We start from the raw sequence: 25,222 nt of genomic DNA, 5'->3' as shown, positions 1-25,222 counted from the left end.
TCTTAGCCGTGGCAAAACCGCCGAAAGAAAACTCCCCGATCACCGAACACCTCGCCTACCTGCTCGCGCAAGCCAACCGGGAAATCAACCGGCAGCTCGAACTGCGGTTGAGCAAGGAAGGCGTTCCCGTCGAGCAATGGCGCATCCTGAAAGTGCTGTCGGATGGCAACGGCCACTCGATGGGAGAGCTTGCGGATGCGGTGCTGCTCAACCATCCGACATTGACCAAGATGATCGACCGCATGGTCTCCGACACGCTGGTCTATCGCGTTCAGGACCCGAACGACCGCCGCAAGGTCCTGATGTTCATCTCCGACCGCGGCAAGGTGCTGTGCAGGAAGCTCAACTCGCTCGCGGTGGACCAGGAGGAGCACATCCTGGAAAGCTACGGCGACAAGTCGACGAGCGAGCTCAAGCGACTACTGGAGAGCCTGATCGACAGCTCGAACTGAGGCTCGTCTGCGCCGGGTGAAAGCCGATCGGGCCATGCGGCTTGGCGGAACAAAAAGCGGAACTGACGGTTGATCCCGGCGCGTACGGCCGTGAGGAACAGATCCACCGAGCCGGTCCCGTCTTTTTGAGGCCACCCACGGCTCGCGAATGACACGCTCAGTATTGATCGTCGAAGACGAAATCTTCGTCGCCAGCGACATTGCCCGCATCCTGGAAGACGCGGGCTATCGTGTCGCTGCGATCGCTGCGGATCGCAAGGAGGCGCTGGAAGCGGGGCCCAAGGCGCAGATCGCGCTGGTGGATGTCAATCTGCGCGACGGATCGACCGGGCCGCAGATCGCACTCGACCTGTCGCGCACATACGGGACCAAGATCGTCTACGTCACTGCAAATCCCGCACAGATCGCGCCCCGGGCAGAGACCGCCATTGGATTCATCCGCAAGCCTTTCAGCGATGATGCGATCCTGACCGCAGTTCATCACGCCGCTGGCCAGGCGGCTCAGCCCCGTTCCCCCGACGTCACGTTCTTTGCGGCAGCGGCCGGCTCATCGAGGCCTTTGGAATCGTAGCCACGGCCCGGAGCCCTTCCGGTTTCCAGGCGTAGGAGATCGCCCCGCCCAGCTGGTTGGACATGCTCAACGCGATCAGCCTGGAGCCGAAGCCTTCCACCGCCGGCGCCGCCTCGACTTGCGGACCGCCGCTTTCCGTCCACGCAATGACGACATCCTCGTCCGCCTCGCTGATGTCGATGGCGACGCGTCCTTCCAGCGTCGAGAGCGCGCCGTACTTCGCGGCGTTGGTCGCCAGCTCGTGGAACGACAGCGCCAAGGGCGTTGCGGAGCGGTCGTCGATGCGGAAATCGCCGCCCGTGATCGCAACCCGCTGCGCCTCCGACTGATAGGCCGACAGAAGTTGCTCCATGAGGCCCTTGAGGGTCGCCTGCGTCGAGGTCGGCTGCGATCGGGCGCTGTGCGGACGTACGAAGTCGTGCGCCTTGCCGAGCGACATGATGCGCGAACGCAGCTCGTCCGCCAGACGCTTGAGCTCCGGATGCGTGCGCGTCGACAGGCCGATCAGCCCGTTGATCACGGAGAAGATGTTCTTGATGCGATGGCTCAGCTCCTGGCTGATCATCTCGCGCTGCTCCATCAGCAGCTTCTGTTCGTGGATGTCGGTGCAGGTCCCGAACCAGCGGGTGATGTTGCCTTCGCCGTCGCGAATTGGCAGGGCGCGTCCGAGGGTCCAGCGGTAATTGCCGTCGGCATTCCTCAAACGGTATTCGATCTCGTAGGGCTCGCCGGTTCTCAGCGAATGCCGCCAGCGCTCCCAGGCCTTGTCCTGATCGTCGGGGTGGAACATCCCGTTCCAGCCCTCACCGTCGGTGGAGCCTTCCGGCACGCCCGTGAATTCGTACCACCTGGCATTGTAGTAATCGTGGTGGCCGTCGGGCAGCGTCGACCACACCATCTGGGGCATGGTGTCGGCCAAGATGCGAAATTTCTGCTCGGTCTCCGACAGCGCCTGCTTTGCGACGGCCTCGCTGGCCTGCTGGATTCTGGTCTTCTTGCGGTGCCCCATCGCGCCGATGACTTGGGAGGCCATGACGCGGAGGCCCTGCTGCTGCAGCGGCGTCAGGCCCGGCCTGGGCACGCGATCGATGACACAGAGCGAGCCGAGCGGAAAGCCGTCCTCCGTCACGAGCGGCGCGCCGGCGTAGAACCTGATGAACGGGTCTCCCGTCACCAGGGGATTTTCGGCGAACCTCGGATCCCGGGTCGCATCGGGCACGACCATCAGGTCGGAGCCCAGCATGGCGTGCGCACAGAACGAGGATTCGCGCGGCGTTTCGGAAACGTCGAGGCCGTGTCTGGCCACGAAGCGCTGCATCGTGTCGCCGACCACGCTGACGAGACAGATTGGCACCTCGCACAGAGCCGCCGTGAACGACGTCAGTTCATCGAAGCCCGCCTCAACGGCAAGGTTTTCAAGATCGTGCGCCTCAAGGATTTCGGTTCTGGACGGCGGGAGATTGTCTGCGGAACTCATGAAACGGTCTCACCCCCGGGCCAGCGCAGCCATTATCGAGCGACGTCGCATCATCGCCGGCGTTGTGGCGGCCTCCCCACGTTGAGCCGTCCCGACTTGAATTCTGATCGTCGAAACTGGTCAGGCAGCGGCGGACGACGTTGTCCTTGCTTGCGAGACGAGCGCACGTCCCCGCAAGGTCACGGCATGACAACAGCATTTGCTACAGAGGGTTCCGCTAGTGTCTACGACACTGACGCCGCAGCAGCGATGGAACCAAGGCGGGCCGGCCGGGAGCCCGGCCGATGCCCGGGGCTAGGCATATCTGCCGTGGCAGTGCTTGTACTTCTTGCCTGAGCCGCACGGGCAGTCCTCGTTGCGGCCGATCTTGCCCCAGCTGGCTGGGTTCTTCGGATCCCGTAGCGACGCATCCGTGGCCGGGGCGCCGAGGGTGACGCTGGCAAGCGCCATTTCGTCTTCGCCGGTATTCGGGTCGAACTTGTGCGCCTCCATCGGCGGCAGGACAGGAGCTTCCTGCTCCGGCGGGACGATCTCGACCCGCATCAGCTGCGCCGTGACCGCCTCGCGCAAGTGAGCGCTCATCTCCTGGAAGAGATTGAAGGCTTCGGTCTTGTATTCCTGCAACGGATCGCGCTGGCCGTAGCCACGGAGGCCAATGACCTGGCGCAGATGATCGAGCATGATCAGGTGCTCGCGCCAGAGATGGTCGAGGGTCTGGAGCAGGATGGTCTTCTCGACGTAACGCATCACGTCGGGACCCCATTGCCCGACCTTGGCCGCCATGTGCTCGTCGGCCTTGGTCTCGATGCGGTTCAGCAGCTCCTCGTCGGCGATGCCTTCTTCCTTCGCCCATTCGTCGACCGGCAGGTCGAGATCGAGCACGCGCTTCAGTTCCTCCTTCAGACCCGCGACGTCCCACTGCTCGGCATAGGCATGCTCGGGCACGTGCTTGGCGACGAGGTCGTCGATGAAGGCGTGACGCATGTCGGTGACGGTCTCGGCGACGCTCTCGTCCTTCATCAGCTCGACGCGCTGATCGAAGATCACCTTGCGCTGGTCGTTCTGGACGTTGTCGAACTTGAGGAGGTTCTTGCGGATGTCGAAGTTGCGCGCCTCGACCTTCTGCTGCGCCTTCTCCAGGGCCTTGTTGATCCAGGGATGGATGATGGCCTCGCCCTCTTGCAGGCCGAGACGCTGGAGCATGCTGTCGAGACGGTCCGAGCCGAAGATCCGCATCAGGTCGTCTTCGAGCGACAGGAAGAATTTTGAACGGCCGGGATCGCCCTGACGGCCGGAACGGCCGCGCAGCTGATTGTCGATACGGCGGGATTCGTGGCGCTCGGAGCCGATGATGTAGAGGCCGCCGGGCTTCTTCACGGTCTTGGCAGGCTTGGACCCCTTCGCCGGCTCGATCTCGACGGTCTCCTCGGCCTTCAGCACGATTTCGCGGAAGCGCTCGATGTCGGCCTTGATCTGCTCGATCTTCTTCGCCTTCTCGGCCTCGTCGGTGATAGCAGCGGTCTCCTGCTGGATGCGCATCTCCAGCGAGCCGCCGAGCTTGATGTCGGTGCCGCGGCCGGCCATGTTGGTGGCAATCGTGATCGCGCCGGGCACGCCGGCTTCCGCGACGATATAGGCCTCCTGCTCGTGGAAGCGCGCGTTCAGCACCGCGAACAGCTTCGCCTGCTTGCCGGCGCGGGCCGCGGCATAGAGCTTGTCGAGCGCGCCCTCCTTGCCGAAATCGATCTGCTTGTAGCCGTTCTTCTTCAGGAACTCGGCAAGCACCTCCGATTTCTCGATCGACGCCGTGCCGACCAGCACCGGCTGGAGCCGCGAATTGGCGCGCTCGATCTCGGCAAGAATGGCTGCGTATTTCTCCTGCTGGGTGCGATAGACCTCGTCGTCCTCGTCGAGGCGCGCCACCGCCAGATTGGTCGGGATCTCCACGACCTCGAGTTTGTAGATGTCGAACAATTCGTCCGCTTCGGTCGCGGCCGTGCCGGTCATGCCCGCCAGCTTCTCGTACATGCGGAAGTAGTTCTGGAAGGTGATCGAGGCGAGCGTCTGGTTCTCGGGCTGGACCTGGACGTGCTCCTTGGCCTCCAGCGCCTGGTGCAGGCCTTCCGAATAGCGGCGGCCCGGCATCATGCGGCCGGTGAACTCGTCGATGATGACGACCTCGTTGTCGCGGACGATGTAGTCCTTGTCGCGGGTGAACAGGGTGTGGGCGCGCAGCGCCTGGTTGATGTGGTGCACGACGGAGACGTTCTCGACGTCGTAGAGCGACTCGCCCTTGAGCTGACCCGCATCGCGCAGCAGGGTCTCGATCTTCTCCATGCCGGCTTCGGTCAGCGTCACCGTGCGCTGCTTCTCGTCGACATCGTAATCGGTCTTGTCGAGCCTGGGCAGGAAACCGTCGATGGTGTTGTAGAAATCGGAGCGGTCGTCGAGCGGACCGGAGATGATCAGCGGCGTGCGCGCCTCGTCGATCAGGATGGAGTCGACCTCGTCGACGATGGCGAAGAAGTGCGGGCGCTGGACCATGTCCTCGAGCCGGTACTTCATGTTGTCGCGCAAGTAGTCGAAGCCGTATTCGTTGTTGGTGCCGTAGGTGATGTCGCAGGCATAGGCCGCCTTGCGCTCGGCATCGTCGAGGCCGTGCACGATCACGCCGGTGGTCATGCCGAGGAAGCCGTAGATCTGGCCCATCCAGCCGGAGTCGCGGCGGGCGAGGTAGTCGTTGACGGTGACGACATGGACGCCCTTGCCGGCGAGCGCATTGAGGTAGACCGCGAGCGTTGCGACCAGCGTCTTGCCTTCGCCGGTCTTCATCTCGGCGATGTCGCCCTCGTGCAGCACCATGCCGCCGATCAGCTGGACGTCGAAATGACGCTGGCCGAGCGTGCGCTTGGCCGCCTCGCGCACGGTGGCGAAGGCCGGCACCAGGAGATCGTCGAGCGTCTTGCCTTCGGCGAGCTGCTTCTTGAACTCGGCGGTGCGCGCTTTCAGCGCCTCGTCGGACAGCTTGGAGACTTCGGGCTCCAGCGCGTTGATCGCGTTGACGCGGGACTGATATCCCTTCACCCGCCGGTCGTTGGCGGAGCCGAAAAACTTGCGGGCGAGCGCGCCGATCATGCCTAGTTCCTGTGTTCGCGATTTAACCGCGTTGCAGCCAAGAAGTTGTCACCCGCCTGCCTATCAACTCACCGTGACGCCTCGCGGCATCTGAGCCCGGACTGCGGGTTCATCCGCCATATGGGTGGGAATTGGGCAAGTCTGGGTTCAACGGCCAAAAACGCAGCAAAATAAACGCCATCGCCATGGTCGCGACCGGGCAGAGATATGGCCCGGTCAGGGCCTTGTCAACGGCGGGCGCATTGCGGCTAATTCATCATTTTGACAGACTTTTCGCGTTGCCAAGCCCCCCTGAATTGGGCGAGTGTCCGCCCCGCTCGAGCAGCCCCCTGCTTCAACATAAGGATTTTCCATGACCACCTCGTTCCCGGTAACCACCGGCCAGCGCTTCCGGCATGCGTCGGCCCTGGCTGGCAGCCTCGGCTTGACAGCCTGCTTGGCGCTGTCCCTGGCGTTCGCGGGCCCGCTCCGGGCCGCCGACGATCCGGTGCTGGCGAAGGTCAATGGCGCGGAAATCAAGAAGAGCGACGTCACCATGGCCGAGGAGGAACTCGGGCCGAGCCTCGCCCAGATGGACCCGGCGACCAAGGACGAGAATGTCCTGTCCTTCCTCATCGACATGAAGATCGTCAGCAAGGCTGCCGAAGACAAGAAGATCGCCGACAGCGAGGAGTTCAAGAAGCGCCTGGCATTCGCCCGCAACCGGCTCCTGATGGACAGCCTGCTCGCCAATGAGGGCAAGGCCGCCACCACGCCGGACGCCATGAAGAAGGTCTACGAGGAAGCCGCCAAGCAGATCACCGGCGAGCAGGAGGTGCGCGCCCGCCACATCCTGGTCGAGACCGAGGACGAGGCCAAGGCGGTGAAGGCCGAGCTCGACAAGGGCGCCGATTTCGCCGAGCTCGCCAAGAAGAAGTCCAAGGATCCGGGCTCCGCCGATGGCGGCGACCTCGGCTTCTTCACCAAGGAGCAGATGGTGCCGGAGTTCTCGGCCGTGGCGTTCTCGCTCGAGCCCGGCAAGATCTCCGACCCCGTGAAGTCGCAGTTCGGCTGGCACATCATCAAGGTCGAGGAAAAGCGCAACCGCAAGGCGCCCGATTTCGAGCAGGTCAAGGCCCAGATCGAGCAGTACGTGACCCGCAAGGCTCAGGCCGAGTATGTCGCCAAGCTGCGCGCCGAAGCCAAGGTCGAGCGGCTCGACCAGCCGGCGGCGGATGCGGCCAAGGACGCCAAGCCCGCCGACACTGCCAAGCCGTCCGACAGCAAGATGGCGCCGCCGGCGAAGAAGTAAGAATTCGCTGTCACTTCGCTGACGCCGAGAGTATCTAAGCATCGCAATGGCCGGGCATCCCCCGGCCATCTGCATGTCCAGACCCACCAAGGCGCCCCACGATGTCCTCTGCCGTCTCTCCCCTCGCCCCCAAAACCGTTCCCGACATGCCCGTGATCGCGGGCATCCGTCTTGCGACGGCCGAAGCCGGCATCCGCTACAAGAACCGCACCGACGTGCTGCTGGCGGTGATGGACAAGGGAACCGCTGTCGCCGGCGTCTTCACCAAATCGAAGTGCCCCTCCGCCCCCGTGGAATGGTGCCGCGCCAAGCTGAAGGGCGGCAAGGCCCGCGCGCTCGTGGTCAATTCCGGCAATGCCAATGCCTTCACCGGCAAGACCGGCCGCGCCTCCACCGCGCTGACCGCGAAGATCGCCGCCAAGGCGGTCGGGTGCAGCGAGAGCGAGATCTTCCTCGCCTCGACCGGCGTGATCGGCGAGCCGCTGGATGCCACCAAGTTCGACGGCGTGCTCGGCCGCCTCGCCGAGACCGCCGAGCCCGGCGACTATCTCGCCGCGGCCAAGGCGATCATGACCACCGACACCTTTCCGAAGGTCGCGACCGCGACGGTCAAGCTCGGCAAGGCCAGGGTCACCATCAACGGCATGGCCAAGGGCGCCGGCATGATCGCCCCCGACATGGCGACGATGCTGTCGTTCATCTTCACCGACGCCCCGATCGCGCCGGCAGCGCTGCAGGCGCTGCTCAAGAGCGGCGTGGAGGACACTTTCAATGCGGTGACGATCGACGGCGATACGTCGACGTCGGACACGCTGCTGGCTTTTGCGACCGGCGCCGCCGCCGGGCACGGCGCACCGAAGATCAGCCGCGCCAGCGATCCGCGCCTGAAGGCCTTCGTCAAAGCCTTCAACCAGGTGCTTGCCAACCTCGCCGAGCAGGTGGCGCGTGACGGCGAGGGCGCGCGCAAGCTGGTCGAGATCACGGTCGAGGGCGCCAAGACCAAGGCCTCGGCGCGCAAGATCGCGATGTCGATCGCCAACTCGCCGCTGGTGAAGACCGCGATCGCGGGCGAAGACGCCAATTGGGGCCGCGTGGTGATGGCGGTCGGCAAGGCCGGCGAGCCGGCCGATCGCGATAAGCTCTCGATCTCTTTCAACGGCATCCGCGTCGCCAAGAGCGGCGCGCGCGATCCTGACTATGACGAAGCGCAGGTATCGGAAGCGATGAAGGCGCCGGAGATCGCGATCAAGGTGTCGCTCGGCCTCGGCAAGGGCCGCGACCGCGTGCTGACCTGCGACCTCACCAAGGAATACGTCGCGATCAACGGGGATTACAGGTCCTGACCGGATGGCCGAACTGAAGCTCACCCTCGTCGTGGCCTGCGCGCTGGTCGATGCCGACAAGCGCGTCCTGATCGCGCAACGTCCCGAGGGCAAGCAGCTGGCCGGCCTCTGGGAATTCCCGGGCGGCAAGCTCGAGCCGGGCGAGCGGCCGGAGCAGAGCCTGATCCGCGAGCTCCATGAGGAGCTCGGCATCACCGTCGCCGAGCCATGCCTCGCGCCGCTGACTTTCGCCAGCTACGGCTACGAGACCTTTCACCTCCTGATGCCGCTCTACATCTGCCGGCGCTGGGAGGGCCTGGTGACGCCGCGCGAAGGGCAAAACCTCGCCTGGGTCCGCGCCAACAAGCTGCGCGACTATCCGATGCCGCCGGCGGACATTCCGCTGATCCCACATCTGATCGATCTGCTGATGTGAGGTCGTAACGGCGGCGTCGATTATTTGGTCGTCATTCCCGGGGCGCGCAAAGCGCGAACCCGGAATCTCGAGATTCCGGGTTCGATGCTGCGCATCGCCCCGGAATGACGTTCGGAAACGCCTACGTCTCCCCCGCCTTCTTCACCGCTTCCGCCAGACTCACCTTGGCCGATCCCGGCTTGAGCGGCTGCTGCTGGCTCGCATGCGGGGCCCAGCCGGACAGCCAGATGACGTCGAACGTCGCACGGATGCGGCCGTCGGCATCGGCAAAGCGCTCGGCGTAGATTTCGGCCATCCGCAGCAGCGTCGTGCGCCGGCTCGGCGTTCGCCGTCGTTCGATCAGCACGTTGGCCGCGCCCATGCGGCGGAGATCCTGCATCAAGGCGAACGCATTGGCATAGCGCACCACGACGCGGTCGACGTCGGTGACCGGCAGCGCGAAGCCCGCCCGCTGCAACAGCGCGCCGACGTCGCGCAAGTCGGCGAACGGCGCCACCCGCGGCGAGACGCCGCCCTCGCATTCGGCTTCCGCCGCGGCGAAGGCCTGGCGCAGCTCGGTCAGGCTGTCGCCGCCGATCATGGCGGCAAGCAGCAGGCCGTCCGGCTTCAGCGCCCGGCGAACCTGCGCAAGCACGCCCGGCAGATCGTTGACGAATTGCAGTGCCAGCGCCGAGACGACGAGATCGAGGCTTTCCTGCGCGAAGGGAAGTGTCTCCACACCCGTCGCATCGGGTGCAATCCGCGCGATTGTCGGAAGCCTCCCGCGCAACGCCGCGAGCCCCTCGCCGGGCGTCCAGAGATCGGCCGGAGCGTGAAACTCGCGCATCACCGCAGCCAGCCGGTCGGACATGTCCTCGGCCACGCGATCGAGCAGGAATGTCACCTCGCCCAGCGCCCGTGCGCGCCGCTGCCGCGCGTTCAGCAAGGCGCGATCGAACAAGGCGGGCGGGGTTTGCGGGGTCTGAGCCATGCCGCTGGTTACGCTGATCACCACGGTTCTGGCAACGCTCTCCTGTCCCGGACGATGCTTCGCATCGCCAGGGGCGCTGCGTCCGGGGCACGACACCGAATTCGGCCGCTTGAGCCCTCGCAAGCAGAACGCTAGCCTTGTCTCATGGAAGCCGACGCCGCCCCGACCCGCTCGATCGCCGCGCCGCTGCGGGCCGCGTGGACGGCTGGCCGCCACGTGGTGTCGCGCGCAGCGCGGCTCGCGCTCGACATCGCCCTGCCGACGCAGTGCGTATCCTGCCACGAGCCGGTCGACGGCGAGGGCGTTTGTGCTTCGTGCTGGGCGCGGCTGTCGTTCATCGAACGGCCCTACTGCCCGCGGCTCGGCATCCCCTTTGTGTATGACCCCGGCCCCGACATGCTGTCGATGGAGGCGATCGCGAGCCCACCGGCCTACCAGCGCGCGCGGGCGGCGGTGCGTTACGACGACATCGCGCGCACGCTGGTGCATGCGCTGAAATACCAGGACCGCACCGATCTGGCGCCCGCCATGGGCCGCTGGATGGCACGGGCGGGCGGCGAGCTGCTGGCCGGCGCCGACATGCTGGTGCCGGTGCCCCTGCACTGGCGGCGGGCCTGGCGCCGCCGCTACAACCAGTCCGGGGCGCTGGCGCGTGTCATCGCGCGGCAGAGCGGCGTCAAGGTGCAGAGCGAGGTGCTGCGCCGGGTGCGCGCCACCGAGCAGCAGATCGGCCTGTCGCGTGCCCAGCGCGCCACCAATGTGCAGGGCGCATTCCAGGTATCTCCCGACCGTCAGGCCGAGATTCAGGGCCGCCGCATTGTCCTGATCGACGATGTCCTGACGTCGGGGGCGACGCTGGATGCCTGCGCGCGGGTCCTGCTGCGCACCAAAGCGGCCCAGGTCGACGTGCTGGTCTTCGCCCGGGTTGTCGAAAGCGGCCCCCGTCCCATATAGTTCAATGAATTCATGACATGAGAGCGCCAGACGAAATGACTGCTGCTGTCGAGATCTACACCCGGCCGGGCTGCGGCTATTGTTCCGCCGCCAAGTCGCTGCTGACCCGCAAGAAGGCGACCTTCACCGAATTCGACGTCGCCAAGAACCCGTCCTGGCGCCAGGAAATGTACGGCCGCGCCGGCCAAGGTTCGACTTTCCCGCAAATCTGGATCGGCGGCACCCATGTCGGCGGCTGCGACGAGCTCTATGCGCTCGACCGCGACGGCAAGCTCGACGGCATGCTCGAGAGCGTCAAGGCGGTCTCATGAGCGAGAATCGCACCTTCACCGCGGCCATGGTGCAGATGCGCACCGGCCTGATGCCCGAGCCGAGCCTCGAACAGGCAACGAAGCTGATCCGGCAGGCTGCGGCCAACGGCGCCGACTACGTGCAGACGCCCGAAGTCAGCAACATGATGCAGCTGAACCGCAAGGCATTGTTCGAGCATCTGCAGAGCGAGGAGGACGACGCTTCGCTGAAGGCCTACCGCGCGCTCGCGGCGGAATTGAAGATTCATCTCCATGTCGGCTCGCTGGCGCTGCGCTTCTCGCCGGAGAAGGCGGTCAACCGCTCCTTCCTGATCGGGCCCGAGGGCGATGTGCTCGCGAGCTACGACAAGATCCACATGTTCGACATCGAGCTGCCGGACGGCGAGAGCTATCGCGAATCCGCCAATTACCAGCCGGGCGAGACCGCCGTGATCTCCGATCTGCCCTGGGGTCGCATCGGGCTGACGATCTGCTACGATGTGCGCTTCCCGGCACTCTACCGCGCGCTCGCCGAGAGCGGCGCGTATTTCATCACGGTGCCGTCGGCCTTCACCCGCAAGACCGGCGAAGCGCATTGGCACGTGCTGCTGCGCGCACGCGCGATCGAGACCGGCTGCTTCGTCTTCGCCGCGGCCCAGGCCGGCCTGCACGAGAACAAGCGCGAAACTTACGGCCATTCGCTGATCATCGATCCCTGGGGCGAGATTCTGGCCGAGGGTGACGTCGAGCCCGGCATCATCATGGCGAAGGTCGATCCGGCCAGGGTCGAGACCGCCCGCCGAGCGATTCCCTCGCTCCAGCATGGCCGCCGCTTCGGCGTCTCCGACCCCAAGGCGGGACCGGACCATTTGCACCTCGTGCGGGGCTCGGCATGATCCGCTACGCCCTTCGCTGCGACCGGGACCACGCCTTCGAGAGCTGGTTCCAGAGCTCGTCGGCCTATGATTCGCAGGTGAAGCGGAAACTCGTGACCTGCCCGATCTGCGGCTCGGCCAAGGTCGAGAAGGCGATCATGGCGCCGCGCATCGTCGGCAAGAAGAGCCGTGGCCGCGCGACGCCGGAGCCAGTCGCCACGGCCACGACGCCCGAAGCCGCGCCGTCAGGACCGACCTCGCTGCTGATGGCGCAGGAGCGCGAGCTGCGCACCAAGCTCAAGGAGCTGCGCGATCATATCGTCAAGAACGCCGACAATGTCGGCGAGCGTTTTCCCAACGAGGCTCGCGCCATGCACTACGGCGACAAGGAGCACCGTCCGATCTATGGCGAGGCCTCGCCGGAAGAGGCGAAGTCGCTGATCGACGAAGGCATCGAGGTCTCGCCGCTGCCGACGCTCCCGGAAGACCGGAATTGATGCGCGCAACGCGTCATTCCGGGGCACGCGAAGCGTGAACTCTGGTGCGCACTTGCGCACCTGAGAATCTCGAGATTCCGGGTCTGGTCCTTCGGACCATCCCGGAATGACGGTGCCTTACACGCCCACCAGCACTGCCACGCCGATCACGATCAGCGCGATCCCTGCGAGCTCGCGCGGCGCGATCGGCTGCTTGAACGAGTAGTAGGCCACGGCCTGCGCGAACAGCACCTCGATCAAAGCGAGCGTGCGGACATTGGCAGCCGCCGTCAGCGCGAACGCCAGGAACCAGAATTGCGAGGCGAAGGCGCCCGTGAAGCCGGCGAGCATCGACGGCCGCCACATCGCGAGGATGCCCTGCAGCACTTTCGGCGCACGTAGAAGCAGGTAGATCGTCAGCACCAGTGTCTGCACGAACAGGCCGAGCACCAGCGTGAACGAGGAGGCCGTCACGAACGACACGTCGGACACCGTGATGATCGCGCCGCGAAAACCGACCGCGGACAGCGCGAACGCCGCGGCGGCAACGAGGCCGGTGATGGTCGGCTTCAGTTCGGCAAAGCTCTTCTCGCCGCCCGGCCGCAGCGCAGTGATGACGACGCCGACGGTCGCGATCACGATCGCGAGCACCTTGAGCCAGGTGAGGTGATCGCCGAGGAAGATGAAGCCGAAGATCGCGGTCTGGATCGCTTCCGTCTTCAGATACGCCGTCGTCACCACGAAGGAGCGGTCGTTCATCGCGAGCAGCATCAGGCCGGTGGCGACGATCTGGCTGAGCGCGCCTAACAGCAGCCAGGGCCAGAACACGGCCGGCGGCATGCCCAGATGATCGCCGGTCGCGAGCAGCACGACGGCGAGGAACAGCACCGAGAATGGAAAGCCGAACAGGAAGCGGATATTGGTCGCGCCCCAGGTCCCCAGCGGCTTCGTCAACGACCGCTGCATCGCATTGCGCGCGACCTGCCCGAGCGCGGCAATGATGGTGAAGGGAATCCAGAGACTGGCGATGGTGAGCATCGGGGTGGGGTGGGACAGGCGTTAGCGGGAAATGATTGCGGCCAACCTGCAAGTTGAGGTCAGCGCGGTCAACCGCACAGACGTCATGGGTGCGATGCTCACGCCACAAACTCGGTGTCGTCTCTGCGAACGCAGGGACCCATAACCCCAGGGAGAAGGTTGGCGAAGACCGCCGGCCCGCGCGTCACACCATGGCTTCCGCCACCACCATGTAGTTCACGTCCATATCGGACGAGAGGGTCCATTTGTCGGCGAAGGGGCTGTAGACCACGCCGGTCTGCTCGGTGATGACGAGGCGGTTGTCGAGCAGGTGTTTTGCGAGTTCGTCGGGGGTGACGAACTTGCTCCATTCGTGGGTGCCGCGCGGCAGCCAGCGCAGCACGTATTCGGCGCCGACGATGGCGAGCGCGAAGCTCTTCCAGTTGCGGTTCAGCGTCGAGACCACCATCAGGCCGTTCGGCTTCAGCATCGAGGCGCAGCGCTTCAGGAAGACGCCGACATCGGTGACGTGCTCGACCACCTCCATCGCCAGCACGATGTCGAAGCGCTCGCGCGGGTCGATCTCCTCCACCGTGGTGCAGCGATAGTCGATCGCAAGATGGCTCTTGTCGGCGTGCAGCTTCGCCGCGGCGATGTTGCTCTGGGAAGGATCGATGCCGATGACCTGTGCGCCCAGCCGCGACAACGGCTCGCACAGCAGGCCGGCGCCGCAGCCGATGTCGAGCACGCGCAGGGACCCGAGGCAATTGAGGCTGCGCACGTTGCGCTCGAACTTGCGGCAGGCGGCGTCGCGGATATAGCCGAGCCGCAGCGGGTTGATCCGGTGCAGCGGCGCCATCTTGCCCTTGGGGTCCCACCACTCCGCGGAGAGTTTTGAGAATTTCGCGATCTCGGCGGCGTCGACGGTGGAGCCCGGCTGGGCGGAAAGGGAAGTATTTTGCTGCATGCTCATGGTTGCGCGCGGTCCTACCGCGTGGTGATCGAACTACGGAAGGCGAGCGGCGAAGCGATGGTCTTGATCGTCTCGATGCCCTCGCCGACGCCGCGAATCGTCACGTCGCCGTAGTTGAGAATACGTCCAAGAATGGACTGGTCGACGTCGACGCTCTCGACCTTGTCCAGCGCCATCTCGAAGGTTCGGCGCTTGATGAAACCGGTCTTGTGCACGACCCTGAGATTGGTGACGTCGGTCTCGGTGGTGAAGCGATGGAACCAGCCCTTGATGGTCCAATACAAGGCCGCCAGAGCCACGAGACCCGAGGCGACCAGGCAAAGCAGGACGAGCCAGTCGGCGGTGGCCTGCCGGGACAGCACGAACAGGGCCAGCGCCACGATCCAGGCCACGATGGCCGGAAAGTAGAAGATCCAGTGCGCATTGGTCGAATACAGCACCCGCTCGCCCGGTTGCAGGATCTCGTCGATATAGCGCGCCATGATCTCGGTTAACCCACTTCCCCCGCGCCCTGCCCCCGCAGGAACCCGCTTGCCCCCGGCCCCGCCGCTATGTATACGCGCGTCGGTGTCCGCGAGGCACCCGTCCAGTGCGGGTCACCATACTGATCCTTATGAAGGAATGCACGCGTCGTCATGAGCCGCCTCGTGATGAAATTCGGCGGCACGTCCGTCGCCAACATCGAACGTATCCGCAACGTCGCACGCCATGTGAAGCGTGAGGTCGATGCCGGCCATGAAGTGGCCGTGGTCGTCTCCGCGATGGCCGGCAAGACCAACGAGCTGGTCGCCTGGTGCACCGAGGCCTCGCCGATGCACGATGCGCGCGAATACGACGCCGTGGTCGCCTCGGGCGAACAGGTGACCTCAGGTCTTCTTGCCATCGTGCTCCAGGGCATGGGCATTCAGGCCCGCTCCTGGCAGGGCTGGCAGATCCCGATCAAGACCAGCGACGCCCATGCCTCGGCCCGGATCGAGGACATCGACGGCAGCGAGATCATCAAGCGCTTCCAGGAGCGCAAGGAGGTCGCGGTCATCGCCGGCTTCCAGGGCATCAACCCCGAGACCAACCGCATCACCACGCTCGGCCGCGGCGGCTCCGACACCTCGGCCGTGGCGATCGCCGCCGCCGTCAAGGCGGACCGCTGCGACATCTACACCGACGTCGACGGCGTCTACACCACCGACCCGCGAATCGTGCCGAAGGCCAAGAGGCTCGACAAGATCGCGTTCGAGGACATGCTGGAACTGGCCTCGCAGGGCGCCAAGGTGCTCCAGGTCCGCTCGGTGGAACTCGGCATGGTCCACAACATGCCGATCTTCGTCCGCTCGAGCTTCGACAAGCCCGAGGATATCGACCCGCATGCCAACCAGCCGCCCGGCACGCTGATCTGCAGCGAGGAGGAGATCATGGAAAGCCACGTCGTCACCGGCATCGCCTTTTCGAAGGACGAGGCCCAGATCTCGGTGCGCCAGATCGAGGACAAGCCCGGCGTCGCGGCCTCGATCTTCGGCCCGCTGGCGGATGCGAACATCAACGTCGACATGATCGTGCAGAATGTTTCCGAGGACGGCAAGACCACCGACCTCACCTTCACGGTGCCGGCCGCCGACTATACCCGCGCCAAGGATACGATTACCGCCGCCAAGGCCAAGATCGGCTATGCGCGGCTCGATACAGCCACCGACGTCGCCAAGATCTCGGTGATCGGCAGCGGCATGCGCAGCCATGCCGGCGTCGCCGCCCAGGCGTTCTCGGCCCTCGCCGGGCGGAACATCAACATCCGGGCCATTACAACCTCCGAGATCAAATTCTCGGTTCTGATCGATGCCGCCTATACCGAGCTGGCGGTGCGCACCCTGCATACGCTCTACGGCCTCGATCAGGCCTAAAGCGCGACCATCGTCGCGCTTTAGATTGTTGTTGGAGCATGGTCTTTCCGGAAAATCGCTTCGCACTTTTCCGGACCAAGCCTAGGCTAATTTTCTCTTAGCGGTCGCAGCAAACGCGAAGGTGTACACACCTTCGCGTTTGGCAGGCGTTTTGCTTGGCAAAACAAGCCTCAATTCGCTATACGGCGAACAGGGTGGGCTGCCGCAGACTGTGTCCCAGTTCAGGCGGCGCTGATTCGGTACAAGCGCTGAATCTCAGGTAGATTTTGGGCTTGTGCCTGCGCCGGACAAACAATTTGGTTGTTTTTCTGGAATTTTGAGCCAGCCGCCGGCTGATACCGCCGGGCCCGGCAGACGGAGGAGATTGACGGTTCATGCGGAGCGCGTCGGGAGGTCCCCGCGTCTTGTTGAGACGGCTCCGCGAAACCATGGCGGAGCAGGTCTCGGCCCAGGAGCGGCTGGACAAGATCGTGGTGCTGATCGCCGCCAACATGGTGGCCGAGGTGTGCTCGGTCTATGTGCTACGCATCGACAACACGCTTGAGCTCTACGCCACCGAAGGTCTCAACCGCGAGGCGGTGCACCATACCGTGCTCAGCGCCCATGAGGGCCTGGTCGGCCTCGTCGCCAGCGAGGCGACGCCGCTCAATCTGAGCGATGCGCAGAGCCACCCGGCGTTCTCGTTCCGCCCCGAGACCGGCGAAGAGATCTACCACTCCTTCCTCGGCGTGCCGATCCTGCGCGCCGGCAACACGCTCGGCGTGCTGGTGGTGCAGAACCGCGCCAAGCGCAACTATGTCGAGGAGGAGCTCGAGGCGCTCCAGACCACCGCGATGGTGCTGGCCGAGCTGATCGCCTCGGGCGAGCTGTCCGCGCTGGCCCAGCCGGGCCAGGAGCCGGCGGCGCGCCATTCCGCGCAGAAGGTCGGCGCGATCCTGTCCGAGGGTATCGCGCTCGGCCACGTCGTGCTGCACGAGCCCCGCGTCGTCATCAAGGACTACATCGCCGAGGACCTGCCGAAGGAGATCAAGCGGCTGGACACCGCGCTCGCCAAGCTGCGCGCCGACCTCGACCGCATGCTGGAGCGCGGCGACGTCGCCGACGGCGGCGAGCATCGCGAGGTGCTGGAAGCCTACCGCATGTTCGCCAACGACCAGGGCTGGTCGCACAAGCTGCACGAGGCGGTCGCCACCGGCCTCACCGCGGAAGCCGCCGTCGAGCGCGTGCAATCCGACACCCGCGCGCGCATGCTGCGCTCGACCGATCCCTACTTGCGCGACCGCCTGCACGACCTGGAAGACCTCGGCTACCGCCTGATGCGGCAGCTGGTCGGCCAGGATCACGCACCTTCGCGCGAACAATTGCCCGACAATGCCATCGTCATCGCCCGCGCGATGGGCCCGGCGGCGCTGCTCGACTACGACCGCAAGCGCCTGCGCGGCATCGTGCTGGAGGAAGGCACCGCCAATTCGCACGTCTCGATCGTGGCGCGCGCGCTCGGCATTCCCGCGGTCGGCGAAGTGCCGAACGCGCCCGGCATCGCCGATCCCGGCGATGCCATCATCGTCGACGGCACTTCGGGCTCGATCTATGTGCGCCCGTCGCAGGAGATCGAGGCCGCCTTCGCCGAGCGCGTGCGCTTCCGCGCCCGCCGCCAGGCCCAGTATCTGGCGCTGCGCGACCGGCCCTGCGTCACCAAGGACGGCCAGAAGGTCGAGCTGATGATCAACGCAGGGCTGGCCATCGACCTGCCGCATATCGAGGACACCGGCAGCGCCGGCATCGGCCTGTTCCGCACCGAGCTACAATTCATGGTCGGCCAAAGCCTGCCGCGCACCAGCGACCAGCTCGCGCTCTATCGCACCGTGCTGGACGCGGCCGGCAGCAAGCCGGTCACCTTCCGCACCCTCGACATCGGCGGCGACAAGGCGCTGCCCTATATGGAAGCCGTGATCGAGGAAAATCCCGCGCTCGGCTGGCGCGCGATCCGGCTCGGGCTGGATCGTCCCGGCCTGCTGCGCGGCCAGATCCGCGCGCTCTTGCGCGCCGGCGGCGGCCGCGCGCTGCGCATCATGTTCCCGATGATCTCGGAGGTCGCCGAATTCGACGCGGCCAAGGCACTGGTCGAGCGCGAGCTGACATATCTGCGCCAGCACGGCCACACGCTGCCTGAAAGAATCGACATCGGCACCATGGTCGAGGTGCCGGCCCTGCTCTACCAGCTCGACGAGCTCCTGAAGAAGGTCGATTTCATCTCGGTCGGCTCCAACGATCTGTTCCAGTTCCTGTTCGCGGTCGATCGCGGCAATGCCAAGGTGTCCGAGCGCTTCGACACCATGTCGACGCCGATCCTGCGCGCGCTGCGCGACATCGCAAGCAAGGCGCACGCGGCGAAGAAATCGCTCTCGCTGTGCGGCGAGATGGCGTCGAAGCCGATCGGCGCGCTCGCGCTGATCGCGCTGGGCTACCGCTCGCTGTCGCTCTCGGCGACTGCGCTCGGCCCGGTCAAGGCGATGGTGCTCGATCTCGACGCCAAGAAGGCCGAGGCCGTGCTTGGCCCGCTGCTGGACGCGCCGGCCGGCAGCGTCTCGATCCGGCGGAAGCTGACGGAATTTGCCGAGGCCGAAGGCCTGGCCTTGTAGCGGGCCTTTCGCCGCGTCCCGCCGCCTCGCCTCCTGCCGCTATTGAGACTGAACCGATGTCGTCACTCCCCGAAGCCAAACTGGACGTCCTGCTCGCGCATCACGCCTCGCTCGAGGCCGAATCGCTCGGACAACTTACCTCCGAGCGGTATGTGCAGATCACACGCGAGCTCGCCGAGATCACCCCGCTGGTCGAGGCGGTGAAGGCTTATCGCTCCGCCGTCAAGGAGCTCGCGGATACCGAGGCGCTGATCGCCGATCCGTCGACCGATGCCGAGATGCGCGGCATGGCGGAGGCCGAGCGCGACGAGCTGACGCGACAAATCGAGGAGCTGGTCCAGAAGATCCGCGTCGCGCTGTTGCCGAAGGACGCCATGGACGACCGCAACGTGGTGCTGGAAATCCGCGCCGGCACCGGCGGCGACGAAGCTTCGCTGTTCGCCGGCGACCTGTTCCGGATGTACGAGCGCTTTGCCAGCCTTCAGGGCTGGAAGGTCGAGGTGATCTCGGCCAGCGAAGGCACCGTCGGCGGCTACAAGGAAATCATCGCGGAGGTGCAGGGCCGCGGCGCGTTCTCGAAGCTGAAGTTCGAATCCGGCGTGCACCGCGTGCAGCGCGTGCCCGACACCGAGACGCAGGGACGCATCCACACCTCCGCCGCGACGGTGGCCGTGCTGCCGGAGGTCGAGGACGTCGACGTCGACATCAAGAACGATGACCTGCGAATCGAGACCATGCGCGCGCAAGGAGCGGGCGGCCAGCACGTCAACAAGACCGAATCGGCGATCCGCATCACCCACATCCCGACCGGCATCGTGGTGATGATGCAGGACAGCCGCTCGCAGCACAAGAACCGCGCCTCCGCCATGAACATCCTGCGCTCGCGCATCTACGACGCCGAGCGGCAACGCGTCGACGCCGCACGCTCCGCCGAGCGCAAGGAGAAGGTCGGCTCCGGGGACCGCTCCGAGCGCATCCGCACCTATAATTTTCCGCAAGGGCGCGTCACCGACCACCGCATCAACCTCACGCTCTACAAGCTGCCGCAGGTGATCGCGGGTGAAGCCCTGGGCGAATTGATCGACGCACTGACGACGGAGCACCAGGCCGCACAGCTCGCTGCGCAAGGCGCGGCGGCCTGAGGCGTGAGCAACCCCTTCACCGGACAATCCATCGAGGGTGCGCGGCGCACGCTTGCTGCGCTGTTGAGATCGGCACAGCTCGACGAAGCCGAGCTCGACGCCCGCATCCTGATCGGTGCGGTGCTCGGCCTCGACCTCACCGGCCTGGTTACGCAGGCTGCCCGTCCTCTCACCACGGCCGAGGCATCGCGGCTGGCGCAGCATGCGCAGCGCCGCATCGCCGGCGAGCCGGTGGCGCGCATCCTCGGAACACGCGAATTCTGGGGCCTGCCATTTCGCTTGTCGGAAGCAACCCTGGTCCCGCGCCCCGATACCGAGACCGTGGTCGAGCTTGCACTCGAGATATTTCGCGAGCGGCAGGCGTCTCATCCGCCGCGTATCGTCGACATCGGCACCGGATCCGGCGCGATCCTGCTCGCGCTGCTGCACGAAATTCCGGGTGCTTTCGGCGTCGGCACCGATCTCAGCCAGAACGCGCTCAGAACCGCCGGGGACAATGCCGCCGCGCTCGGCCTCGCCGACCGCGCCGCCTTCGTCGCCTGCTCCTACGCCGCTGCGCTCCGCGGCCCGTTCGATCTCATCGTCTCGAACCCGCCCTATATTCCCTCGGCCGAGATTCCGAAACTGAGCATCGAGGTGCGCGGGCACGATCCGCATCTGGCGCTCGACGGCGGCAATGACGGATATGACGCCTACCGCGCGCTGATCCCCCAGGCGGCCGAACGGCTCGCGCCCGGCGGAGCGCTGATCGTCGAGGCCGGACAGGGCCAGGCCCAAAATATTGAAACCTTGATGAGGGGCGCCGCGTTATCCCTGGACCGGCCGCCCAAGGCCGACCTGGCGGGCATTCCGCGGGCCGTTTCGGCCCGAAAAATGCCTCCATAAAAGCCGGATTGGGCTGCAAAAAACCTCTTGGAATATCGCCTGGGAACGACTACGTTCCGTTCAACACATCGGTGCCGGCCCCGTATACCTACGGGTGAAAGCCGGGCTCTCGGGCGAGAGCTTTACTGATTTAAAGGTTCCAAGCCGCAGGTCCTGTTGAGCGCGATGGCCATTGGAGCTGCGCTGCTCTCCGACCGCAACGTGAACGAAAGCCTGATATTGCGCTTGAAAACTTACGCAAGAAAGCTGGGCTTGTTTCGGCAGGCGAAATGAATGGGTTCGCTGGCAATGAATGCTGGCGGGTGGGGAACGCGTCTTTGTTGAACGCGACGGTCGACGAACATTGGCAGGGCTCGATCCGGCTTGCGCGCGGTGCGCGCGAGAGACGTGAGCCGCTGTCACCAGGTCACTCCTAGCAATCAGTAATGCGTGCAACCTTTAGGGCTGGAATCGAAGGCAGGACATGAGAAACGGTCAGAACAAGCAGCGGATGCGCAACCGCAACAACAACAATAACAACAACCGGCGCGGCCAGAACCCGATGACCCGGGTCTACGAGTCCAACGGACCCGACATCAAGATTCGCGGCACCGCTTCGCACATCGCTGAAAAGTATCTCCAGCTTGCGCGTGATGCGCGCTCCTCCGGCGACCCCGTTGCAGCCGAGAACTACTACCAGCATGCCGAGCATTACTTCCGCCTGATCGCGGCGGCCCAGGAGCAGTTCCGCCAGAACCAGCAGCCGCGCGGCGATGAGCCCATCAGCAGCAGCGACGACGGCGAGGATGACGGCGAGAATTTCTCGGCCTTCGGCCAGGAGCCGGGTTTCGTCCCGCAGCCTCCGCAGCAGCCCTTCATGCGCGACCGCGATGGCCAGCGCGATCACCACCAGCGTGATCATCAGCAGCGCGACGGCCAGCAGCCCTATCAGCGCGACAACCAGCAGCCGCGCGAGCACCGCGAACGCGATCATCGCGCACAGCCGCAATATCAGCCGCAACCCGCCAACCAGCCGCAGCCCGTCATCGCCGATGCCGGCAGCGTCGACCGCCTGCCCTCCTTCATCACTGGCGCGCAGCCGCAAGTGAATGTCGCCGCGAATGGCGGCCAGGGCGGGTTCGAGGGCGCCAGTGGCGGCGAGCGCTATCCGCGGCGGCGGCGCCGGCCGCATGGCCCGCGCCCCGAGCGGGAGGCCGCCCCAGTCGCGTCCAGCGACGAGGTCGCCCCTGGCGAGTAGCCACTTCTGATTTTCAGACCCGACTCGTCCCGGCCTCGCCGGGACGATTTGTTTGTGCCTGGCTGAAGCGGTGAGCGCTCGGGGCACGGACCACCTCTCCCGGTAGGGGGCGGTGAGCCCAAAGCATGATCCGGAAAAGTGCGCAGCGGCTTTACGAAAAGATCATGCTTAAACAACGGCCTAAAGCGCGATGACGATTCATCCTGATCGCATCGCGCTTTAGCTGCGCGTCGCTGTCGTCTGGGACGGCACCAGCACCGGCTTCGCGAGCGAGGGAATGAGCCGCGCGTGCTCGCGCTTGGCGGGGATCGCGCGGTAGACCTGCTTGGTCGCCTCCACGATATGGACGCCGGCAAAGGGCAGCGACAACGCTGCGCCGGCGCGCTCCCACATCTGCGCCGATTTCAGCACCCAGCCTCCGGCATAGGGCGGCATGAACAACGCCTCGCCCCAGGCGGTCGGCGTGAACCAGGTCTGGCGCAGCAGCTCGGTGATCTGCGAGCGCGAATAGGGCCGGCCGTGACCGAAGGGCGTGCTGTCGGTGCGAGTCCATACCCCGCGCCGGTTCGGGATCACGGCGATCACGCGCCCGGACGGCGACAACACGCGCCACACCTCGCGCAGCAACGCGGCCGGATCGTCCGACATCTCCAGCGCGTGGACCAGGAGGATGCGGTCGACCGCGGCGTCAGGAAGCGGCAGCGAGTATTCGTCGACCAGCGAGGCCAGCGCCGGCCGTCCCGTCGGCCATTTCAGGACGCCCTGGGCCGCCGGCATGAAGGCGATGCAGCGCTCGGCGTCCTCGCGGAACAATCCCAGATAGGGCGTGGGATAGCCGATGCCGAGCACGCGCTGGCCCTCGGCGCTTGGCCAGCGCTCCCTGATGCCGCGATTGATCATTTGCCGCGCGACGATCCCGAGGCGGCGGGAATAGAACTCGCGGAGGTCGACGACGTCGATGGTCATGACGGCAATGTAACATGCGCAAGGCCGCCGCTGCGCGCGGAATATTGCATTGCCTGCGCAACGTTAACGCCATATTTGTCTGGCGGGGCTGAGCCCGATGGAGATGACATGGCCGCCGAAATTCGTACTTTCACCTGTTTAAACGACAATTTCGGTTATCTGATCCACGATGTGGAAACCAAGGCGACGGCATCGATCGACGCGCCGGAGGCCGGTCCCATCCTCGAGGCCCTGGAGCGCGAGGGCTGGCAGCTCACCGACATCCTGATCACCCATCATCATGGCGATCACGTCGGCGGGGTTGCCGAACTCAAGCAGAAATACAATTGCCGCGTCGTGGCGCCGCACGACAAGACGACGAAGATCGCGAATGTCGACCTGCGCGTCGCCAACGCCGACGTGGTGAAGATCGGCAATTTGCTGGCGCGTGTCGTGGAGACGCCCGGCCACACGCTCGACCACATCTCTTACGTGTTCGACACCGAGAAGACGGTCTTCGCCGCCGACACGCTGTTCTCGATCGGCTGCGGCCGCGTCTTCGAGGGCACCTACCCGATGATGTGGGATTCGCTTCTGAAGCTGCGGGCGCTACCCGACGACTTCAAGCTCTATTGCGGCCACGAATACACGGCGTCCAACGTCAAGTTCGCGCTGACCATCGAGCCGGACAATCCGGCGCTCCAGGCGCGCGCCGCCGAAGTGACGAAGCTGCGGGCCGAGAACAAGCCCACGATTCCCTCACTGCTTGGTGACGAGAAGCGAGCAAACGTGTTCCTGCGGGCCGATGCGCCCGAGGTCGCAGCCAGGCTACACATGAAGGGCGCGGATGCCGCCGCGGTGTTCGGCGAACTGCGCGAGCGCAAGAACAAGTCCTGAAGAACAAGTCCTGACGGGAATCGATGCCGACCGCAGCCGAGATCATCGCGCGCCTCGAACTCCGGCCGCATCCCGAAGGCGGGCATTACCGCGAAACGTTTCGTGATCTGGCCACGGACGCCAACGGGCGTTCGCGCTCGACGCTGATCTACTTCCTGCTGGCTCGCGGCGAGCGTTCGCACTGGCATCGCGTCGATGCGGTCGAGACGTGGCACTATTACGCCGGCAGCCCCTTGATGCTGCGCATCGCCCATGACGGCTGCTCCCAGCATGAGGTGCGGCTGGGCACCGACCTCGTCGGCGGCGAGCGGCCGCAGGCGATCGTGCCGGCACAGGCCTGGCAGATGGCGGAAACCACCGGCGAATGGACGCTGGTCGGCTGCACCGTGGCGCCCGCGTTCGACTTCGCGGGCTTCGAACTCGCTCCGCCGGGCTGGGAGCCGTAGCTCACCTCTTCCGCAGCACCATGTCCTTCGCCGCGATCAGGCCGCCACCGGCGATCAGGATGGCAGCGATGGCGATGTTGGCGCTGGCCTTGGCATAGCCGGCGGCGATGAGGAAGCCGGTCGAGAGCAGCGGCGTCGCGTAGGAGGCGGCGCCGAGCACACGGATGTCGCCGCGCTTCATGCCGATGTCCCAGGCGTAGAAGGCAGCGCCGACGGGCCCGATGCCGAGCGCGATCACGGAAAGCCATTGCAGCGTGGTCTCCGGCCACACGGTGGTCTCCAGCGCGACATGCATCACTGCGGCGAGCACGGCGGTGGCGAGGCAGAAGCCCGCGACGGCGTCGGTCGGCACCGCCTTCAAGCGGCGCGACAGCACCGAATAGGTCGCCCAGACGAAAGCGGCGATGAAGGCCGCGATCAATCCCGGCACCGCCCCCGGCGCGAAGCCGGAGGTATTGCCGGCAAACAGCAGCACGGTGCCGACGAGGCCGAGGACCGCGCCGATGATGTGATGCGCGGCCAGCCGCTCGCCCGGCAGGAATGACGAGAACAGCACGATGAGCAGCGGCCACAGGTAATTCAGAAGGCCCGCTTCGGCCGGCGGCGCAAAGCGTAGCGCGAGAAAATACAGCGCATGATAGCCGAACAGGCCACCGACGCCGACGACCCAGACGGCGAGCGGCTGACGCAGGCTTTTCGCCGCCTCGCTCCGCCCGATCCAGGTGAGCAGCCCCACGACACCGCCGATCGCGAAGGTCATCGCGGCGAGCTGGAACGCCGGGATCTTTCCGGTCGCCACCGTCATCACTGACAGCAGCGACCACATCAGGATCGCGGTCAATCCGATCAGCGTTGCCGTGCGGGCAGTCATCGACCCAATGCTTCCGTCATGGCCGG

24 protein-coding genes are annotated in these 25,222 nt (G+C 65.5%); 16 read left to right on the top strand and 8 right to left on the bottom strand.

The genetic code is table 11. The features are described 5' to 3' along the window. The first annotated feature begins 8 nt into the window (after positions 1 to 8). Together FJV43_RS20035 and FJV43_RS20030 are read left to right on the top strand one after the other, a co-directional pair. The gene (locus tag FJV43_RS20035) at positions 9 to 452 is read left to right on the top strand and encodes a MarR family transcriptional regulator (RefSeq protein WP_239620178.1); all 444 of its coding nucleotides are present in this window, start codon (positions 9 to 11) and stop codon (positions 450 to 452) included. A 148-nt stretch (positions 453 to 600) separates the two neighbouring features. After that, positions 601 to 1,023: a response regulator gene (locus tag FJV43_RS20030; protein WP_239620176.1), complete on the top strand. Its 423-nt coding sequence runs from the start codon at positions 601 to 603 to the stop codon at positions 1,021 to 1,023. Here FJV43_RS20030 and FJV43_RS20025 read toward each other — a convergent pair. After that, positions 974 to 2,500, bottom strand: a complete 1,527-nt coding sequence (locus FJV43_RS20025; protein WP_239620174.1) for a PAS domain-containing protein — start codon at positions 2,498 to 2,500, stop codon at positions 974 to 976. The two genes, FJV43_RS20030 and FJV43_RS20025, sit on opposite strands and share 50 nt — an antisense overlap. A 294-nt stretch (positions 2,501 to 2,794) precedes the next feature. Next, positions 2,795 to 5,635: a preprotein translocase subunit SecA gene (secA, locus tag FJV43_RS20020; RefSeq protein WP_239620173.1), complete on the bottom strand. Its 2,841-nt coding sequence runs from the start codon at positions 5,633 to 5,635 to the stop codon at positions 2,795 to 2,797. 352 nt (positions 5,636 to 5,987) lie between these two features. Here secA and FJV43_RS20015 point away from each other — a divergent pair, with 352 nt between their 5' ends. From FJV43_RS20015 to FJV43_RS20005, 3 genes are all read left to right on the top strand, one after another. Continuing rightward, positions 5,988 to 6,926: a peptidylprolyl isomerase gene (locus FJV43_RS20015; protein WP_239620171.1), complete on the top strand. Its 939-nt coding sequence runs from the start codon at positions 5,988 to 5,990 to the stop codon at positions 6,924 to 6,926. Positions 6,927 to 7,027: 101 nt separating this feature from the next. Continuing rightward, on the top strand, positions 7,028 to 8,269 hold the full coding sequence (argJ, locus tag FJV43_RS20010) for a bifunctional glutamate N-acetyltransferase/amino-acid acetyltransferase ArgJ (protein ID WP_239620169.1): 1,242 nt from the start codon (positions 7,028 to 7,030) through the stop codon (positions 8,267 to 8,269). A gap of 4 nt (positions 8,270 to 8,273) precedes the next feature. Continuing rightward, a complete protein-coding gene (locus FJV43_RS20005) occupies positions 8,274 to 8,684 on the top strand; it encodes a (deoxy)nucleoside triphosphate pyrophosphohydrolase (RefSeq protein ID WP_239620167.1) in 411 nt (136 codons plus the stop codon). 121 nt (positions 8,685 to 8,805) lie between these two features. Here the strand turns inward: FJV43_RS20005 and FJV43_RS20000 are convergent, their stop codons facing one another. Beyond that, positions 8,806 to 9,654: a methyltransferase domain-containing protein gene (locus tag FJV43_RS20000; protein WP_239629516.1), complete on the bottom strand. Its 849-nt coding sequence runs from the start codon at positions 9,652 to 9,654 to the stop codon at positions 8,806 to 8,808. A gap of 144 nt (positions 9,655 to 9,798) precedes the next feature. On the opposite strand from FJV43_RS20000, the gene FJV43_RS19995 reads away from it, so the two are divergent. Genes FJV43_RS19995 through FJV43_RS19980 form a run of 4 tightly spaced genes read left to right on the top strand, consistent with a single transcriptional unit; the run spans position 9,799 to position 12,270 of the window. Further along, on the top strand, positions 9,799 to 10,608 hold the full coding sequence (locus FJV43_RS19995) for a ComF family protein (RefSeq protein WP_239620165.1): 810 nt from the start codon (positions 9,799 to 9,801) through the stop codon (positions 10,606 to 10,608). Between the two features lie 35 nt (positions 10,609 to 10,643). Further along, positions 10,644 to 10,919: a glutaredoxin 3 gene (grxC, locus tag FJV43_RS19990; protein WP_131872709.1), complete on the top strand. Its 276-nt coding sequence runs from the start codon at positions 10,644 to 10,646 to the stop codon at positions 10,917 to 10,919. Then, positions 10,916 to 11,794 carry a carbon-nitrogen hydrolase family protein gene (locus tag FJV43_RS19985; protein WP_239620164.1) on the top strand — a complete coding sequence of 293 codons (879 nt, stop codon included), beginning with the start codon at positions 10,916 to 10,918 and terminating at the stop codon, positions 11,792 to 11,794. The genes grxC and FJV43_RS19985 overlap by 4 nt, the downstream gene beginning before the upstream one ends. Beyond that, positions 11,791 to 12,270 (top strand): DUF1178 family protein, encoded by a 480-nt coding sequence (locus FJV43_RS19980; RefSeq protein WP_239620162.1) that lies wholly within the window; start codon positions 11,791 to 11,793, stop codon positions 12,268 to 12,270. The genes FJV43_RS19985 and FJV43_RS19980 overlap by 4 nt, the downstream gene beginning before the upstream one ends. Before the next feature lie 117 nt (positions 12,271 to 12,387). Here the strand turns inward: FJV43_RS19980 and FJV43_RS19975 are convergent, their stop codons facing one another. The 3 genes from FJV43_RS19975 to FJV43_RS19965 all read right to left on the bottom strand — a co-directional run bounded on the left by FJV43_RS19975 (position 12,388) and on the right by FJV43_RS19965 (position 14,721). Next, complete coding sequence (locus FJV43_RS19975) at positions 12,388 to 13,287, bottom strand: EamA family transporter (RefSeq protein WP_239620161.1); 900 nt, start codon at positions 13,285 to 13,287, stop codon at positions 12,388 to 12,390. A gap of 184 nt (positions 13,288 to 13,471) precedes the next feature. Then, the gene (gene ubiG / locus FJV43_RS19970) at positions 13,472 to 14,239 is read right to left on the bottom strand and encodes a bifunctional 2-polyprenyl-6-hydroxyphenol methylase/3-demethylubiquinol 3-O-methyltransferase UbiG (protein ID WP_239620159.1); all 768 of its coding nucleotides are present in this window, start codon (positions 14,237 to 14,239) and stop codon (positions 13,472 to 13,474) included. A gap of 14 nt (positions 14,240 to 14,253) precedes the next feature. Beyond that, positions 14,254 to 14,721 carry a PH domain-containing protein gene (locus FJV43_RS19965; RefSeq protein WP_239620157.1) on the bottom strand — a complete coding sequence of 156 codons (468 nt, stop codon included), beginning with the start codon at positions 14,719 to 14,721 and terminating at the stop codon, positions 14,254 to 14,256. A 153-nt stretch (positions 14,722 to 14,874) separates the two neighbouring features. On the opposite strand from FJV43_RS19965, the gene FJV43_RS19960 reads away from it, so the two are divergent. From FJV43_RS19960 to FJV43_RS19940, 5 genes are all read left to right on the top strand, one after another. Further along, positions 14,875 to 16,131 (top strand): aspartate kinase, encoded by a 1,257-nt coding sequence (locus FJV43_RS19960; RefSeq protein ID WP_239620155.1) that lies wholly within the window; start codon positions 14,875 to 14,877, stop codon positions 16,129 to 16,131. Between the two features lie 374 nt (positions 16,132 to 16,505). Next, complete coding sequence (ptsP, locus tag FJV43_RS19955; protein ID WP_239620154.1) at positions 16,506 to 18,773, top strand: phosphoenolpyruvate--protein phosphotransferase; 2,268 nt, start codon at positions 16,506 to 16,508, stop codon at positions 18,771 to 18,773. A 56-nt stretch (positions 18,774 to 18,829) separates the two neighbouring features. Continuing rightward, the gene (prfA, locus tag FJV43_RS19950) at positions 18,830 to 19,915 is read left to right on the top strand and encodes a peptide chain release factor 1 (RefSeq protein ID WP_239620152.1); all 1,086 of its coding nucleotides are present in this window, start codon (positions 18,830 to 18,832) and stop codon (positions 19,913 to 19,915) included. A 3-nt stretch (positions 19,916 to 19,918) separates the two neighbouring features. Further along, positions 19,919 to 20,800: a peptide chain release factor N(5)-glutamine methyltransferase gene (prmC, locus tag FJV43_RS19945; RefSeq protein WP_239620150.1), complete on the top strand. Its 882-nt coding sequence runs from the start codon at positions 19,919 to 19,921 to the stop codon at positions 20,798 to 20,800. A 463-nt stretch (positions 20,801 to 21,263) separates the two neighbouring features. Continuing rightward, on the top strand, positions 21,264 to 22,037 hold the full coding sequence (locus tag FJV43_RS19940) for a DUF4167 domain-containing protein (protein ID WP_239620148.1): 774 nt from the start codon (positions 21,264 to 21,266) through the stop codon (positions 22,035 to 22,037). Between the two features lie 219 nt (positions 22,038 to 22,256). On the opposite strand, the gene FJV43_RS19935 is transcribed toward FJV43_RS19940, so the two are convergent. Continuing rightward, positions 22,257 to 23,003, bottom strand: a complete 747-nt coding sequence (locus tag FJV43_RS19935; protein ID WP_239620146.1) for a methyltransferase domain-containing protein — start codon at positions 23,001 to 23,003, stop codon at positions 22,257 to 22,259. Between the two features lie 108 nt (positions 23,004 to 23,111). Here FJV43_RS19935 and gloB point away from each other — a divergent pair, with 108 nt between their 5' ends. Further along, entirely contained in the window at positions 23,112 to 23,879 is a 768-nt protein-coding gene (gene gloB, locus FJV43_RS19930) for a hydroxyacylglutathione hydrolase (RefSeq protein ID WP_239620144.1), read from the top strand. A gap of 23 nt (positions 23,880 to 23,902) precedes the next feature. Beyond that, positions 23,903 to 24,325 (top strand): cupin domain-containing protein, encoded by a 423-nt coding sequence (locus FJV43_RS19925; RefSeq protein WP_028177443.1) that lies wholly within the window; start codon positions 23,903 to 23,905, stop codon positions 24,323 to 24,325. A 1-nt stretch (position 24,326) separates the two neighbouring features. Here FJV43_RS19925 and FJV43_RS19920 read toward each other — a convergent pair whose 3' ends face one another. Next, entirely contained in the window at positions 24,327 to 25,196 is an 870-nt protein-coding gene (locus tag FJV43_RS19920; RefSeq protein ID WP_239620141.1) for an EamA family transporter, read from the bottom strand. Between the last annotated feature and the right edge of the window lie 26 nt (positions 25,197 to 25,222).

The sequence above is a fragment of the Bradyrhizobium sp. I71 genome, assembly GCF_022354745.1.
Classification (GTDB): Bacteria; Pseudomonadota; Alphaproteobacteria; order Rhizobiales; family Xanthobacteraceae; genus Bradyrhizobium; species Bradyrhizobium liaoningense.
Note: the sequence above shows the minus strand (reverse complement) of the source record. Positions and strands in the feature narration are given on the sequence as shown.

Coding starts and splice junctions, on each gene's coding strand:
- FJV43_RS20030 (WP_239620176.1), top strand. CDS start 601: ATGACACGCTCAGTATTGATCGTCGAAGACGAAATCTTCGTCGCCAGC.
- FJV43_RS20025 (WP_239620174.1), bottom strand. CDS start 2,500: ATGAGTTCCGCAGACAATCTCCCGCCGTCCAGAACCGAAATCCTTGAG.
- secA (WP_239620173.1), bottom strand. CDS start 5,635: ATGATCGGCGCGCTCGCCCGCAAGTTTTTCGGCTCCGCCAACGACCGG.
- FJV43_RS20015 (WP_239620171.1), top strand. CDS start 5,988: ATGACCACCTCGTTCCCGGTAACCACCGGCCAGCGCTTCCGGCATGCG.
- argJ (WP_239620169.1), top strand. CDS start 7,028: ATGTCCTCTGCCGTCTCTCCCCTCGCCCCCAAAACCGTTCCCGACATG.
- FJV43_RS20005 (WP_239620167.1), top strand. CDS start 8,274: ATGGCCGAACTGAAGCTCACCCTCGTCGTGGCCTGCGCGCTGGTCGAT.
- FJV43_RS20000 (WP_239629516.1), bottom strand. CDS start 9,654: ATGGCTCAGACCCCGCAAACCCCGCCCGCCTTGTTCGATCGCGCCTTG.
- FJV43_RS19995 (WP_239620165.1), top strand. CDS start 9,799: ATGGAAGCCGACGCCGCCCCGACCCGCTCGATCGCCGCGCCGCTGCGG.
- grxC (WP_131872709.1), top strand. CDS start 10,644: ATGACTGCTGCTGTCGAGATCTACACCCGGCCGGGCTGCGGCTATTGT.
- FJV43_RS19985 (WP_239620164.1), top strand. CDS start 10,916: ATGAGCGAGAATCGCACCTTCACCGCGGCCATGGTGCAGATGCGCACC.
- FJV43_RS19980 (WP_239620162.1), top strand. CDS start 11,791: ATGATCCGCTACGCCCTTCGCTGCGACCGGGACCACGCCTTCGAGAGC.
- FJV43_RS19975 (WP_239620161.1), bottom strand. CDS start 13,287: ATGCTCACCATCGCCAGTCTCTGGATTCCCTTCACCATCATTGCCGCG.
- ubiG (WP_239620159.1), bottom strand. CDS start 14,239: ATGAGCATGCAGCAAAATACTTCCCTTTCCGCCCAGCCGGGCTCCACC.
- FJV43_RS19965 (WP_239620157.1), bottom strand. CDS start 14,721: ATGGCGCGCTATATCGACGAGATCCTGCAACCGGGCGAGCGGGTGCTG.
- FJV43_RS19960 (WP_239620155.1), top strand. CDS start 14,875: ATGAGCCGCCTCGTGATGAAATTCGGCGGCACGTCCGTCGCCAACATC.
- ptsP (WP_239620154.1), top strand. CDS start 16,506: ATGCGGAGCGCGTCGGGAGGTCCCCGCGTCTTGTTGAGACGGCTCCGC.
- prfA (WP_239620152.1), top strand. CDS start 18,830: ATGTCGTCACTCCCCGAAGCCAAACTGGACGTCCTGCTCGCGCATCAC.
- FJV43_RS19940 (WP_239620148.1), top strand. CDS start 21,264: ATGAGAAACGGTCAGAACAAGCAGCGGATGCGCAACCGCAACAACAAC.
- FJV43_RS19935 (WP_239620146.1), bottom strand. CDS start 23,003: ATGACCATCGACGTCGTCGACCTCCGCGAGTTCTATTCCCGCCGCCTC.
- gloB (WP_239620144.1), top strand. CDS start 23,112: ATGGCCGCCGAAATTCGTACTTTCACCTGTTTAAACGACAATTTCGGT.
- FJV43_RS19925 (WP_028177443.1), top strand. CDS start 23,903: ATGCCGACCGCAGCCGAGATCATCGCGCGCCTCGAACTCCGGCCGCAT.
- FJV43_RS19920 (WP_239620141.1), bottom strand. CDS start 25,196: ATGACTGCCCGCACGGCAACGCTGATCGGATTGACCGCGATCCTGATG.